This is a genomic window from Collinsella sp. MSK.8.10, assembly GCF_019041915.1.
In the GTDB taxonomy this organism is placed as follows: Bacteria; Actinomycetota; Coriobacteriia; order Coriobacteriales; family Coriobacteriaceae; genus Collinsella.
This window is the reverse complement of the sequence record NZ_JAHPYF010000005.1, coordinates 1-13,768: the sequence shown is the minus strand read 5'-3', so window position 1 is coordinate 13,768 and position 13,768 is coordinate 1. Positions and strand designations below refer to the sequence as shown.

Below are 13,768 nucleotides of genomic sequence, written 5' to 3'. Positions count from 1 at the left end.
TTTCGATGGTTGACGTGCTGGTATGGTTCGGGGCGCTGGGGCGCGGCGGGTTGCCTAGCCTGTGTAGCGCTCGCGGTAGGTGTTGCGCTTGGGTGCGGAGCCGTGGCTGCCGTGGTGACGCGTGCGGCTGGCGGGCGTATCTTGGGGCTTGCCGCCGTTGCGCTTGGCGCTCGCCTGCTTGGGCGGGATGCCGCCGGCCTTGAGGATCTGCACCTCGCGGTCGGTGAGCTCGCGCCATGAGCCCTTGGCCACGCCCTCGAGCTCAAGGCCGGCAAAGTTGCAGCGGTGCAGGCGGATTACCGGATGGTGGATCTTGCTCAGCATGCGCTTGACCTGGTTCTTGCGACCCTCGCGGATGATGACCTCCACGGCGGTGGTACCGGGCTTGACGCCTTGCGGTGCCACAGCCTCGGCCTCGCGCGCGTTGATGACGCGGCAGAACGCCGGCTGGCACAGGCCGTCGTCGAGCTCGATGCCGCTGCGGAGTGGTTCCAAGTCGCGGTCGGACAGCCGTCCGTCCACGAGCGCCTGGTAGGTCTTGTAGACGTGCTTGCTGGGGTGCAGCAGATCCTGCGACAGGTCGCCGTCGGTGGTAAAGAGCAAAAGGCCCGTGGTGTCGCGGTCCAGGCGGCCCACTGGAAACAGGCCCGGAAAGCGGTCGCGCGGGACCAGGTCGGCCACGCAAGGGCGCTCCTGCGGGTCGCTCATGGTGGTGAGGTAGCCGGTCGGCTTGTAGAGCATCAAGTACACGGCGCCCTGGTTGAGCTTGACGGGCATGCCGTCGACCTCGATGTGATCGTGGTCGACATCGACCTTGGTGCCCAGCTCGGTCGCGACCTCGCCGTTGACGGTCACGCGGCCGGCGGTCATTAGGTCCTCCGAGCCACGGCGGCTCGCCACGCCCGCGCGCGCCAAAAAGCGCTGCAGGCGCATGGTGTGCGGATAGACGGGCTGGGCGTCGGTGGCGGGTACTGCGTTACCCATGGCGTGCGTCTCCCCTACTTCGTTAGTCCTCGTCATGCAAATCCTCCGAGGTCTTGTCGACGACCAGGGTTTCCAAGTCCTCGACTGCCTCAACATCTTCAACATCGGTATCGAGCAGTTCGCGCTCTTCGTCCAGGTCATCGGCCTGCTCCTCGAGCGTGGACTGAATGCTGCGGCCGCTCAGGCGCTCGCGGATAAACTGACGCGATTGCTCGTCGGGGGCAAACTGCTCCAGGTCGGGCAGGTCGCGGGTGGAGCGCAGACCGAACTTTTCCAAGAAGGCGTTGGTCGTGCCGTAAATGATGGCCTGACCGCGCTGGGGATCGCGGCCGAGCTCGCGCACCAGGCCCTTGTCCACGAGCGACGCGATGACGCCGTCGGAGTTGACGCCGCGGATGCCCTTGACCACCTCGCGCGTCACAGGCTGGTGGTATGCGATGACGGCCAGGGTTTCGAGCGCCGCCTGCGACAGCTTTTGCGTGTCCCAGCTCAGCACGTAGGCCTCGACCACGTCGTGGTAGGCGGGATGCGTAAACAGGCGCCAGCCGCCGGCGACCTCGCGCAGCTGAAAGCCGCGGTTGGCCTCCTCGTACTCAACCTTGAGCTCGGCGAGCAGCGATGCGCACTCGCCCGGGGCGATATCCAGCGCACCTGCCAGCGCGGGTGCGCTCACGGGGTCGCTCGACACCAGCAGCAGCGCCTCAAGGGCGCCTTTGAGGCTGTTTGCCTCCAGCGTGGAAAGGGTTGACATGGTTGCGGCTCCTATTCGGTGAGCTCGGGGCCCTCGCCGGGCACGTATGCCTCGGCGCCCTCGACGCGGTTGATGCAGATGGTTCCGAAGATCTCGTCCTGGCTCAGCGTGAGCGAGCCGCGCTTGGCAAGCTCAAGCATGGCCAGGAAGGTGACGACGAGCTGCTCGGTGGTGGCGTCGCCGTCCAACAGCTCGCGGAAGGTGCAAGTTTGGTGCGCCATGGTAAAGCGGTCGACCGAGGCTACGGTCAGATCGAGCGGCACGCGATGCGGCGCCACGTGCTCGGCCTCCAGCAGGAAGGTCTGGCGCTTGCCGTCCAGGTCGGCACAGATGACGGCGAGGCCGCGCAGGGTGATGCCGGCCAGGTAGTCGGGCATAAGGCCCAAAAACTCGGGGTCGGGGCCGGCCACACGCGGGTGCATGCGGCTTTCGGCCTGCATGCGGGCACCGAGGGCCGCAGCCGCACCCTTAAACTGCTTGTAGGCAATCAGACGCTGAATCAGGACCTCGCGCAGGGCGTCGCCGTCGAGCGCGCTGAGTTCCTCGAGGTCTTCGTCGAACTCGCCATCGTCGTCATCAATTTTACGCGGGTCCTCCTGCGGGACCAGAGAGGCGGCCTTGATGTCCAGAAGGGTTGCCGCGACCAGCAGAAAGTCGCTCGCCACGTCCAGGTCCAGCGCCTCGATGCGCTCAGCCTCGGCAAGGTACTGCTCGGCCACCTCGCTGATGGAGATAGCGCCGATATCTACTTTTTGTCGGGTTACCAGCTGCAGCAGCAGGTCGAACGGTCCGCTGTAGACCTGCGTCGACACGCGATACGACATCTTCGACCTCCTTTGACGGCGCCTTCGCGGCGCGGTTTGGGTGCATGTTACGACCGTTTTGCACGGTCGACCTGTAAGTTTACCTTAGATGCCGGCGATTGCGAAGTTGAGCAGCCACTCGGCCAGCGGATACACGGTAACGTCGAAAAAGCGGCCGATAACGTCGATGCCGGTCCACATGGGCAGCAGGTACAGCACAATGATGAGGATGGGCATGGCGTATTGCTGCAGGTGGTAGTAGTTGTTGAGCGCCTTGCCTTTGAGGAACGGCACGATGATCGACGAGCCATCGAGCGGCGGGATCGGGATGAGGTTGAAGAATGCGAGTGACAGGTTAACCACGATAAACGTGGCGCCGAAGTTCATGATCTGTGACGCCAGGGCAAAGGAGATGCCGGTGTAGAGGTTGCCGTACGCCACGTGCATGAGTGCCGCGGCAAGGCACGCGAGTGCGATGTTCGACGCGGGGCCGGCCGCGCTCACCAGGACCTCGTCACGCTTGGGGTGCTTGAGGTTGTTAAGGTAGACGGGCACGGGCTTGGCGAAGGCGAACACCGGGCCGCCGGCCGCGAGCATGAGCAGCGGCAGGATGATGGTGCCAAACGGGTCGATATGGTTGAGCGGGTTGAGCGAGACGCGCCCGCGCGAACGGGCCGTCTTGTCGCCGAGCGCCCAGGCCGCGGCGGCGTGTGCGCTCTCGTGGATCACGATGCCCACGATGACGGCAACGGCGCTGGCGAGCAGGTTCATGAGGTAGCTGCTGGACATAGCGCTCCCCTAGCGGACGTGGCGCGAGGCGCGCGTGAGCAGGTAGTCGATCACAAACAGGATCACGGCGACGATGGCGTAATCCAGGCGGAACACGCCGCCAAAGGGCGACGTGATGACGCCATAGCCGGCGATGGCGCTCGGCAGTGCGCGCGAAAGCTCAACGACAAAGCCTACGATCTGCAGCTTGGCGGTGAGGCCGCTAAAACACAGCAGCACGGTCATCGCGCTCATAAAGATGCCGCAGATGCGACAGGCGATGGCGATGATGCTCATCGCCACGGCAGCGGCTTTACGAGAGTTCACGCGCGGTCTCCTCTTCGATCTGGGTGGAAAGCTCCAGCCATTCGTCCTCGAGCTTGGGCAGCTCTTGCTTAAGGCCGTTATATTCCCCCAGCGCGGCGTTGAACTTGTCTTGATCGGCATAAAGCTCTTCGCTTGCCATCAATTCCATAAGCTCGTCATAGCGGGCGCGCTTTTTGTCGAGCTCCGTCTCGATCTTCTTGAGCTGGTTACGCACGCCCTTGAGCTTTTTGTTGAGCGCAGCGCGGGCTTGGGCCTCGGCGCGCTTTTGCTCCTTGGTCTTTTTGCCCTCGGCAGGCTTGGGGGCGGCGACGGGGGTGTCGGCCTGGGCGGCGCTGGCCTTGGTGGACTTGGTCGTGGCCGGCGCGCTCTCCGTGGACGCCTCGGCGGCGGCGCGGGCTGCGAGGTCCTCGCGCTTGTAGAGGTAGTAGTCGTAGTCGCCGTCGTAGACCGTGACTTGGCCGTCGCGGATGTCGATGACGCGGTTGGCCACGGCGCGCACCAGGTGTTCGTCGTGGCTGATCAGCACGATGGTGCCGGGGAAGTTTTGCAGGGCGTTCTCGAGCATGTCCACCGAGTCGATGTCTAGGTGGTTGGTGGGCTCGTCCAGGCACAGGAGCGCCTCGGGGGCCACGAGCATCTTGGCCAGGGCCAGACGCGCTTTTTCGCCGCCGGAGAGGACGCGAACCTGCTTCTCGATGGAATCGTTGTCGCTAAACAGGAAGGCGCCCAGTAGGCTGCGCTGCTGTGGCACGGTCCACTTGGGCGTGACGGTGTCGATCTCTTGCAGGACGGTGTTGGACTCGGTCATGCCCTCGAGTGCGTGCTGGGCGTAGTAGGCCACGCCCACGTTGGTGCCCAGGTCCCGGGTGCCGGTGGTGGGCGGCTCCAGGCCGGCGAGGATCTTCATGAGCGTGGACTTGCCAGCGCCGTTGGGGCCGACGAGCGCCACGTGCTCGCCGCGGTAGAGCTTGAGGTCGATGTCGCTGTAGATGTGCTTGTTGCCGTAGGACTTGGAGACGCCCTCCAGGCCCACGACCATGTCGCCGGAGCGCGGCGGGTCGGGGAACTTAAAGTCGATGTGCTTGTGGCCCTCGGGTAGGATGACAAGCTCCTTTTTGATCTGCTCGATCTTGCGGATGCGCTCCTGGGCCTGGGCTGCCTTGGTGGGCTTGTAGCGGAACTTGTCGACGAAAACCTGCATGTGGGCGATGTCGCGCTCCTGGGCGGCGCGCTTGGCGCGCATCTGCTCCAGGTTGTCCTCGCGCTGCTTGAGGTAGCTGCTGTAGTTGCCGGTGTAGGTGGTCACGCGGCGGTTCTCGAGGGCGGCGACGTGGTCGACGCAGGCGTCCATGAAGGCGCGGTCGTGGCTGACGATGAGGACGGCGCCGTCGTAGTTGGCGATAAAGCCGCGCAGCCACTGGACGCTTTCGAGGTCCAGGTGGTTGGTGGGCTCGTCCAACAGCAGCAGGTCGGGGTGGCGCAGGAAGAGCTTGGCGAGCGCGATGCGCATCTGCCAGCCGCCCGAGAACTCGGAGCATGGGCGCTCAAAGTCGGTGACCTTAAAGCCCAGGCCGGAAAGGATTTTGCGGGCGTTGCTCTCGAGCTCGTAGCCGCCCAGGTGCTCAAAGCGGTCCTGGACCTGGCCGTACTCGTTAAGGAGTGCGTCGACGTCCTTGCCCTGCTCGGAGAGCTCGGTGATCTGGGCCTGCAGCTCGTTAGCGCGCTCGCCCATGCGGCGGATTTCCTTGGCGGCGGCCATGACCTCGGCAAGGATGGTGGTGTCCTTGTGCTCCAGATTAGTTTCCTGCTCTAGGTAGCCCACCTGGCAGTCCTTGGCGTACTGGACCTGGCCGGCGTCGGGGCTGTCGATGCCCATGATGATTTTGAGCATGGTGGTTTTGCCGGCGCCGTTAGGGCCCACGAGCGCGAAGCGCTCGCCGGGGTTGATCTGGAAGGACGCGCCGCTAAAGAGGACGCGCGCGCCGAAGCTTTTTTCGATCTTGTCGACCAGGAGGATCATGGTGCCGCCTTTGACCTTGTGTGCCTATATGAAAAAAGGCCCCAACTTGCGTTGGAGCCTCATTCAATGCTCGGGTGGAGACGAGGGGGATCGAACCCCTGACCTCTTGACTGCCAGTCAAGCGCTCTCCCAGCTGAGCTACGCCCCCGTGCGAAGAAGTACTATACGGGAACTCGGACGGCGATGCAAGGACATTTTTGGAAAACTTTCCGGGGGGCGCGGGCGCCGGAGTCCCGCGGGGCCGCGACGGCGGAGACCAGCGCCCGCGGGGCCGATGCGGGCGGCGCTGCCGCCGCCCGCCTATCAGGCTCCACTCCGGCCGCCCCCGGGACCCCCGCCACGAAACCGGCCCATCTACTACGTTTGGGCGACATCCCCCGACCATGGCGTCTCGGGCAGAAATAAAACCGCAGGTAGACGGCCTGCGGTTTTCGCGAAATACGGGGTATGGTCGAGGGGTCGGGGTTAAACGTAGTAGATGGGCCGGTTTCGTGGCGGCGGCATCGCAGGCAGCCGACCGAGGGCGCCCGGAAATGAGCAAGCAGGCTATTTGCAAGTGAAAACTAATGCCATGAAAAAGAAAACAGGCCAGACATATTGCCTGACCTGTTGAAAAACCTGGTGGGCCCTCCGGGATTCGAACCCAGAACCCAGGGATTATGAGTCCCCTGCGCTAACCGTTGCGCCAAGAGCCCTTATAAAGTGGCGCTTGCAGTTGGGGTGGCAGAACAGCCTCCAACGCTTTGAACCACGATGTGAAATACTACCATGCGCGCGGAACCCGTTCAACGCACGATCTTGTCGACCAGGAGGATCATGGTGCCGCCTTTGACCTTGTGTTCCTATATGAAAAAAGGCCCCAACTTGCGTTGGAGCCTCATTCAATGCTCGGGTGGAGACGAGGGGGATCGAACCCCTGACCTCTTGACTGCCAGTCAAGCGCTCTCCCAGCTGAGCTACGCCCCCGTGCGAAGAAGTACTATACGGGAACTCGGACGGCGATGCAAGGACATTTTTGGAAAAATTTTCCGGCGGCATCGCGGGCAGCCGACCGAGGGCGCCCGGAAGTGAGCAAGGCACCCGTCTAACGACCGATTTCCAGGCAGTTGCATAGTACGTTGGCTCGCAACTCCATTTCTGTCGTCTTTTGCGCCTTATTTTTGCACCTATAGCGCAATTCCAAGCGCGAGCAAAGACTTCGCACGATCGCATCAAGTTGCTCGGCATCGTTAAGCATGTCGTGCGTAACCAGGAAGACGTCGTACCCCATACTTTGCAGCGCCGTCATTCGTTTGGCATCGTGGTCGAGCACGGCGCCTGATCCGTGGATGACCTCTCCCTGAATCTCCACGATGCCTGCCTTCATTATGGTTGGATTCACGATCACGATATCCCCGTAGCAGACTTTTTGCCCTGCAATGCTCTGCGCCGATGCGGTAAGCGGCGTAAGGTCGTTAACATAAACGTTACGAAAGCCGGCACCGCCGCGAGAGCGAGGAAGCGATAGTAATAAAATTCCTGCAACTTCAAGCGGAGAAGCTGCTATACCTGTCACCAGCTGCGCGGCGTTGTAAAACTTTGTACCCCACTTTCGTCTTTTCATCTTACTGGCGTACTCATGAAGCTCGTGTAATTCGATGAGTGGCTTCCTCATCCAGAGCGAAATGCCCTTTAGCCTTGTGACCCCCTTCGTCTTCTTTTGTCCGTTGGGCCCCTTCGTATTTACCTGTTCTTTGGCATTTATGCACGCATAAACGCGTTTCCATTGTGGTTCGTCTTGGCTTTCATCGAGGTCAAAGAGGGATTCGGTGGTTGCATTCTCGGCAGCCTCATTGGCTTTGTCTAGTTCCGCTTCTACTGCTACCGTGGGCTCAAAGACTGAGAACCATCCGCAGAATTCGTACATGGCAAGGACAAGATCGGTTGGAGAAACAAAGCGCGCCATGGTAAATAGCGTCGCAAGTGGATTGGTAACCCTAAAGCCCATCGCGGTTTCCAGCGTGCTATCTACCTCCGAAGCATCATCACAGTGGATTGTTGTCCGTAATCCCGAATGGTAATTAATGCCACCGGGCACTGTTGCGGTAATAATCGGGGTCTTGAGGATGTCGACTACAAAGGGCGATTGAGATAGGGCTCGCCAGCCGTTTTCTGGGGCTGGCAGTCTCGGGTAGAGGTCGCGGACCTGTGGCGGGCAGCGCCAGTAACGGAATGCGGTGTTTGCGCAGACGATTTCTTCCATTTGCGTCTTCCCTGGTATCGGCTATAGACCGTGCGGATTGTGGGCATCGCCGATTATCTACTGGGGCATCATGCCGGTAAGTACCAGAAGCTGACCAAATGCTTGACGAGTTCTGGTGAAAAACCGTCGTGTGATAGAAATCCGCTGGAAGGCGCTCTGGGCATGCGGTCCCTGTCTCCACATTTTCGTTCGAATCACATGGGGAGTTCAATGAAAATACAGATGTGTTTTATGCAAAACATGCAATGGCGTCAGCAAAAAGGGCGCGATAAAAAACGACGCCTTATACGACTTCGATTCGATTTTGGTGTCACTTTTGGTGTCACCCTTGGTGTCAAAAAGAAAAAGGCCAGAGGCTTAACACCTCTGACCTGCTCTTTTGATGGTGGGCGATACAAGATTCGAACTTGTGACCCCATCCGTGTGAAGGATATGCTCTACCCCTGAGCCAATCGCCCGTCGCCTTTCGGCAAAAGAGATACTAACATAGCCGTGCGCGGTTTACCAAGAACTTTTTGCCCTCGATTATAAATTCGTGAGAGCAAACCGCGCTGTTTCAACCCAGTCAACCAACAAAACCGCAGCTTAACCACCCCTTATCGCTTAATCCACGAGGTCTCGGGGCGGCAGATAAGTCGCGCGTTGTTGTAAGCCATGTCGAGCGTGAGGCAGGTGCGCGCTGCGTAGAAACCGTCCTCGCGCTGGATGGTCAGCGCCAGCTCGGGCTTGTCGCCGGTCAGGCACAGCGGCAAGAGCAGCTGGATCCGGCCGCCGTAGAACTGCGGCACGGCGAGCGTGTAGTTGGCTGCGGCGCGGCGGGCGGCCTCGACGACGGCACCCTCAAAGGCGCGGCGCAGCAGCAGCGAGTTGTCCTCCCCCATCAGGCTGGCGGGGATGCGCGTAAGGTTCTCCTCGTCGCCCAGAATGTGGTCGATGTTGGAGCGGATGGGCAGTCGATAGTCAAAGACCAGCTCGGAGGGGTCCTCGGCAAAGCGCACGCGGCACGGCAGGTACTCAAACGAGACCAGCATGGGGTCGCTCTCCTTAAAGAAGCCCTTCAAAAACCAGCGCTGGCGCGCGTCGGGCTTGGTGTTGGGCTCAAACAGGCCGTAGATGGTCTCGTAGCGACGCGTGTACAGGCCGGTATTGAACAGGCAGCGGTCATCGTCGAACACCAGCGGCAGGTTGGACGGCCCGGTCTGGTCCAAGTCACGCTCGGTCAGGAACACCGCGCGGCTAAACGAAAACGACAGGTAGTTTTTGAGGATGCGGTTGCCGGGACCCCAGTCCTCTGGATCGGCGAGGTCGGCCAGGCGGTCGTAGCAGGGCTCGGGGCAAAACGCAAAGTCGTAGACATTGCTGCACAGGGTGCTAGGGAGTTCCATGTGGCGTCCAATCAATTCATTAACCGGCGTGCGGATGCTTAGATTCTATACGAGCGACAGATCGCCCGTGCCCGCAACGAATCCGCAGCGCAGCTCTTCGGCTAGCTCGCTGTTCGTGCGGCGACTGGAAACGAGGTCCTGGATCCAGGCGTAGTACTGGTTGTCTTTTGGTTCGGGGCTGTCAGACAGCACGATCGGAGTGCCTGCGAACCTTAAGACGGACAACGCAAAGACAAGGCTGGTTCGTTTGTTACCGTCTTCAAAGATGTGGTCCTTGACCATGTGCTCGACCACGTAGGTGACCTGGTCAAAGATGTCTGCGAAGCGATCGGCCGGCGATTGACCGAATATCGTACAGAATGCACCCGCAAGCACGGACTCGACACTTCCAAGCTCAAGCGCGGCCCGGTCGCCTGTGGCGTCGGTTGTATAGCAGCGCCCGACCTTTATCAGCGTGCTGTGCAGGCGCATCACGGCCGCGGCCATATCTTCGAGCGAACCGGCATCATCGAGCACGAGCGGCGCGAACGGATGCGCTCCCCGCTTCGTGTCCGCCATCATGAGTTCTCTAAGAGCCTGAGCGCGTTGGGCATGTTCGAAATGGTCAGCCGAATAGCTTCGTCGATTGACGTGGTACCGCCGAGCAAAATCGGTGATGCTGAATTTGCCACGTGCGCAGTTGAATGATCTTCTTGAGCAACGCAATCAGCGCCGTCATCTTGTTGAACATAGCTCCAAGGCATGTCTGACTCCTCTATAGCTTTACAGACGAAATAGCCTGCGAGTCGTACTCCAGAGCAATCGGTTGCCAGACGAGGTCTTCGATGGTGCAGTTTAGGGTGTCTGCAAGCGCCAATGCCGAGGAAACCGAGGCACGGCGTAGGTCGAGCTGGTTCTGCTCGTAGAGTTGTATGGCGCGAAGCTTAACCCCCGATTGGGCGGCGAGCTGTTTTTGCGTTAGTCCGGCAGCCTTTCGTGCCGCCTTGAGGCCCTTTTTGTCTGCCTGGGCGTTGTTCCATTTTTCGATGACAATCTGGGCGAATTTATCTTCGGAGGCCTCGTGGAGCGGATGGTACGAGCCGATAATCCAATCGAGTGGTGCCACTTCAAAAAGGTCGCTAAAACCTAGGCCGCACGTCCACTGCGTGTATGCCAAAACCCAACCTGCCCAGTATTGCGGGGAACGGTCGAACGGATAGGCCTCCCTGAATTCGACGGGCTTCAGACCCGCGTGAACAATGATCTCGTGCGCAAGCTCGTCGCCCGACATGCCGCAGACAACGCGTGGGATACCGCGCTCAAACTGTTTCATCTCAAGAGCGTTTGACAAGATCGCCGTCAGTTCGGTCGGATTCAGCCCTTGGTCGCAGAGGGCAAAATCGACTGCCTCGCCCAGCGTTCTCATAGCGTCCTCGAGATACACTTCACTGTATGCGCAGGTCATCTGCAGTCATCCCCTCTCGAATGATGTCGACGATGCGGATTCCCTCAAACGGGTTTTCGGCAAGCAGCTGCCGATACTGTTCTCTTGCTGCTTCGTCTCGTTCCCTGGCCAATGGGCCATACAGGGCTAGCGGTGCGCGCTCAAATCCAGCAAATCGAATATTCTTAAACGCATGCTCGCTTTTGAGCATGATCTGCTCCCCCAGGTTGCCAAGCCTCATAGATCGACCAAGTTGCTCAACGGTGATCGTATTGTTCACAAATGCCCTGGCATAGCTAAAGTACGAGTCGTCCGCACGCCATCCTCTAATCACATCATAGGCTTCAGTATCCGGTAAAAAGTGATCGTGGAGATATTCGCACGCCCCTACGGCAACGGCAGTATCTTTACGAAAAGAACGATGCTCTATGAGCAACGCTATCCAATGCATGACGCTATATTGCGGCGATAGCAGGTCGAGGATATTAAGATCGGTCATATCGAGTTCATATCTATTTGCAAAACCATCGACATCCCGAGAGCATGCCCATTCCTTTACAAGGTCGAGGCTCTCTGTGCAATAGAATCCCTGTCCATAGTCGTTATGGACTTTCCCCAGGCCAAGCTGGGGAGCCTTAATGATTTTCTGAGAACCATGCCACAGCTTCACACGAGTCTCCTAACAGGTATCGCCCTAACGATAGTTTATCAGAGTATCGTCAGGGCGATACCTGTTATCTGGCGTATTCGACCGACGCCCTTACTCCACGCTCCCCGGCAGAATAGATATTGCTTGATATTAGAGGCGCCTGCAATCAATGCGATTGAAGGCGCCTTCTCCGCGAGCATTGTTTTGATTCCGTTGGTCGCGCCTTACGACCAAAATATAAGTTAAGTATACAAATGAATGGGAAAAGCTGCAAGGCAAACCCAGAAGTCACACGGTCGGCTCGTCAGCCCTCGGGTATTTGACCAAGCGCTTCCTCGAGCTCCAGAACAAGCTCGTATATACTGTCCAAAAACAAGAATTCGAGGCATTATGCCACCGCCGGTCCAGCTTTTTGCCGTTCTGCAAGCTCGAAGATAAACGGAGCGTTTGATCTAACGAACTCGGTCAAAAAAACCAGATCGTCAGTAGTAAATCCTTCGACTTTGAATCAATTAACCCTAGGCAAGAAGCATTCCGCATGGTCAAAGCCAGGGCCAACCGGACCCTCAACGGCTACGCGAACGGTCCCGTCATCCCTAGCATAAGCAGAGTTCATTACTCCGCCCCGCTGTCCTAGATAAACTCTCCCGTCTCCAGGTCTACGAAGTCCGCGAGCTTTATCTTTCCGGAGAAGCCGCTCCCCTTGTACTTTCCTGCATAGGTCTCAGAGTCGAACTTGAACGAAATGTTATAAAGCTTTCCGGTCTTTGTCTTCCTGATCAGCCCGTTTTCCAGCATGTAGCTCAGTACCCTCTTATGGCTTTCTCTATCGTTACCGTTTAGGTAAAAGCAGCAGACACCTTGTTTCGAGCCCGCCACGATGAGCGTTTCGGGGTTCGAGTATTTGGCCTCTACGACGACGCCATCTAGAACTGCCGTTCCGACAATGTCGTCCATGAGGGCGGTTTTGAATGGAGAGAAGAAGAACATCCATTTGCCGCATTGAACGGGATCTATGTCGTGGATTCGCTCCTTATTGATAAACCAAATCCATGAGAACGATTTGACCCTGGCAATCGAGCCGGATTCGTTAAGAAGCGTTTCTTCGACGGACGGCGTTAATTCCTCGTTGTTGCCAGTGTTATTTGAGCTTGCCATTTCATTTAACCTAACATTCGCCTTTAATAGAGCACCTCATCAGCAGCCTCGAGCGCTTGTATCGCTGCGCGTTTTTGCTCATTGAGACTTTCGTAGCCGCTTCCCGACAGCGGGATTATTCGCACGTTGAATGAGTCACCGTACTTGTAATCGGCATACACATCGCAATTGCCCCTACCGAGAAACTGTATGGCCGCCCGATCAATTGCCTTTGCGCTTTGGCCTACGTAGTACAGATCTTTGGTTGCATTATGGACAATGAAGATGCCAGTAATTTCACCTTGCTGTGTCAGGGCCTTTCGCTGAGCGATAAACTCTTCGGCGCTTGCGACGATTTGCGGATCATCTTCTAGGAGCGATTGGCGTATCCCCAGTAGTTTCTCTTGTTGCTTTGATGCCGTAATAACAAGAAGGAGCCCGTCCACAAAAAAGAACAAGCCAAAGAGCAAGAAAGGAAAAGAAAGCGAACCATATATGTTGGCACTCGATGACAGAGCGGAAAAGAGACTGACAATTACCAACACAAGACCAGAAGCGCTGATGACTTTTCCGATCGGGATGAGCCTCCTTGGAGGGGCCGATGCGACGGTTTTGATTTGATAGTAGTTCCTCATGGTATGACTCCAGTGATATAGGCAATTGGATCCAAATGGAGCTTTATAAACGGCAGTATTTGAATTGCAATTATCTTATCGCTCTGGCAGATGGGGTGTAAGGCTCAACATCGGTAATGGATCGAGAGGCAGTCGAGCTGAACAAAATAGTGCCGTCGCAGCGATGGCTGATACGGCACCAATCTCTAAGAAATTGATTTAGTGGAAGGCTAAAGGCTTCTGCAATAGCTGCATTCACTTCTCCCCTGGTCTCACTTAAACGAGGCCTTAGCAGCGATATGCGGCTGCCAGGAGCGCTGTTCCCAGAATGAAAAGCGTCACGGAAGCGGTGATCCAGTTGTTGTCGGCAGTCTTGGGGAGCGCCGCAGTGGTTGCGGTTGCGGTCTTGGGCCTTGACGGCGTGGACACCGTGGCCTTGGTTACTGTCGTTGTTGTCTTGGTTGTCGCGGCCGCGGGTTTCAGCGCGGGATTTGCCGTGGGCCCTGTGGTGGGCTCTCCGGCAGCGGGGCTAGCATCGGTGGGAGACTTTTCCACGCTATCGCCAGGAACATCGCGCCCGTCGGTCTCCCCCGCCGGGGGCGTGGCGACATCGGGCTCAACCACCACATGCGGAGCCATGCCCCCGGAGGCGTCCACCACGCCGC

The 13,768-nt window shown here is 58.6% G+C and carries 14 protein-coding genes and 4 tRNA genes; all 18 read right to left on the bottom strand.

The genetic code is table 11. The features are described from left to right. Nucleotides 1-54 precede the first annotated feature (54 nt). The gene (locus KTF55_RS06355) at nt 55-984 is read right to left on the bottom strand and encodes a pseudouridine synthase (protein ID WP_217108089.1); all 930 of its coding nucleotides are present in this window, start codon (nt 982-984) and stop codon (nt 55-57) included. A gap of 22 nt (nt 985-1,006) precedes the next feature. Further along, the gene (scpB, locus tag KTF55_RS06350) at nt 1,007-1,735 is read right to left on the bottom strand and encodes an SMC-Scp complex subunit ScpB (protein WP_148331422.1); all 729 of its coding nucleotides are present in this window, start codon (nt 1,733-1,735) and stop codon (nt 1,007-1,009) included. Nucleotides 1,736-1,746: 11 nt separating this feature from the next. After that, nucleotides 1,747-2,559, bottom strand: coding sequence for a ScpA family protein (locus KTF55_RS06345; protein WP_217108088.1), 813 nt, complete (start codon nt 2,557-2,559; stop codon nt 1,747-1,749). Between the two features lie 84 nt (nt 2,560-2,643). Further along, on the bottom strand, nt 2,644-3,327 hold the full coding sequence (locus KTF55_RS06340; protein WP_217108087.1) for a site-2 protease family protein: 684 nt from the start codon (nt 3,325-3,327) through the stop codon (nt 2,644-2,646). 9 nt (nt 3,328-3,336) lie between these two features. Beyond that, nucleotides 3,337-3,633 (bottom strand): hypothetical protein, encoded by a 297-nt coding sequence (locus KTF55_RS06335; RefSeq protein ID WP_226790600.1) that lies wholly within the window; start codon nt 3,631-3,633, stop codon nt 3,337-3,339. Further along, nucleotides 3,620-5,653 (bottom strand): ABC-F family ATP-binding cassette domain-containing protein, encoded by a 2,034-nt coding sequence (locus KTF55_RS06330; protein WP_217108086.1) that lies wholly within the window; start codon nt 5,651-5,653, stop codon nt 3,620-3,622. The genes KTF55_RS06335 and KTF55_RS06330 overlap by 14 nt, the downstream gene beginning before the upstream one ends. Nucleotides 5,654-5,728: 75 nt before the next feature. Beyond that, a tRNA-Ala gene (locus KTF55_RS06325) sits at nt 5,729-5,801 on the bottom strand. 471 nt (nt 5,802-6,272) lie between these two features. After that, nucleotides 6,273-6,348: transfer RNA gene (locus KTF55_RS06320), tRNA-Ile, on the bottom strand. Between the two features lie 198 nt (nt 6,349-6,546). Further along, nucleotides 6,547-6,619: transfer RNA gene (locus KTF55_RS06315), tRNA-Ala, on the bottom strand. A gap of 118 nt (nt 6,620-6,737) precedes the next feature. After that, a complete protein-coding gene (locus tag KTF55_RS06310; RefSeq protein WP_217108085.1) occupies nt 6,738-7,895 on the bottom strand; it encodes a hypothetical protein in 1,158 nt (385 codons plus the stop codon). 383 nt (nt 7,896-8,278) lie between these two features. After that, a tRNA-Val gene (locus tag KTF55_RS06305) sits at nt 8,279-8,353 on the bottom strand. Nucleotides 8,354-8,491: 138 nt separating this feature from the next. Next, entirely contained in the window at nt 8,492-9,280 is a 789-nt protein-coding gene (locus KTF55_RS06300; protein ID WP_217108084.1) for a DUF3825 domain-containing protein, read from the bottom strand. A gap of 45 nt (nt 9,281-9,325) precedes the next feature. After that, entirely contained in the window at nt 9,326-9,838 is a 513-nt protein-coding gene (locus KTF55_RS06295) for a Fic family protein (protein ID WP_217108543.1), read from the bottom strand. Nucleotides 9,839-10,034: 196 nt separating this feature from the next. Beyond that, nucleotides 10,035-10,724 carry a helix-turn-helix domain-containing protein gene (locus KTF55_RS06290; protein ID WP_217108082.1) on the bottom strand — a complete coding sequence of 230 codons (690 nt, stop codon included), beginning with the start codon at nt 10,722-10,724 and terminating at the stop codon, nt 10,035-10,037. Further along, on the bottom strand, nt 10,705-11,373 hold the full coding sequence (locus KTF55_RS06285; RefSeq protein ID WP_217108081.1) for a DUF3990 domain-containing protein: 669 nt from the start codon (nt 11,371-11,373) through the stop codon (nt 10,705-10,707). The genes KTF55_RS06290 and KTF55_RS06285 overlap by 20 nt, the downstream gene beginning before the upstream one ends. A 612-nt stretch (nt 11,374-11,985) precedes the next feature. Further along, nucleotides 11,986-12,510 (bottom strand): hypothetical protein, encoded by a 525-nt coding sequence (locus KTF55_RS06280; RefSeq protein WP_217108080.1) that lies wholly within the window; start codon nt 12,508-12,510, stop codon nt 11,986-11,988. A gap of 23 nt (nt 12,511-12,533) precedes the next feature. After that, entirely contained in the window at nt 12,534-13,124 is a 591-nt protein-coding gene (locus KTF55_RS06275) for a hypothetical protein (RefSeq protein ID WP_217108079.1), read from the bottom strand. A gap of 267 nt (nt 13,125-13,391) precedes the next feature. Beyond that, nucleotides 13,392-13,768, bottom strand: a 377-nt coding sequence (locus tag KTF55_RS06270; protein ID WP_217108542.1) for a hypothetical protein, incomplete at its 5' end; no start/stop codon positions are given.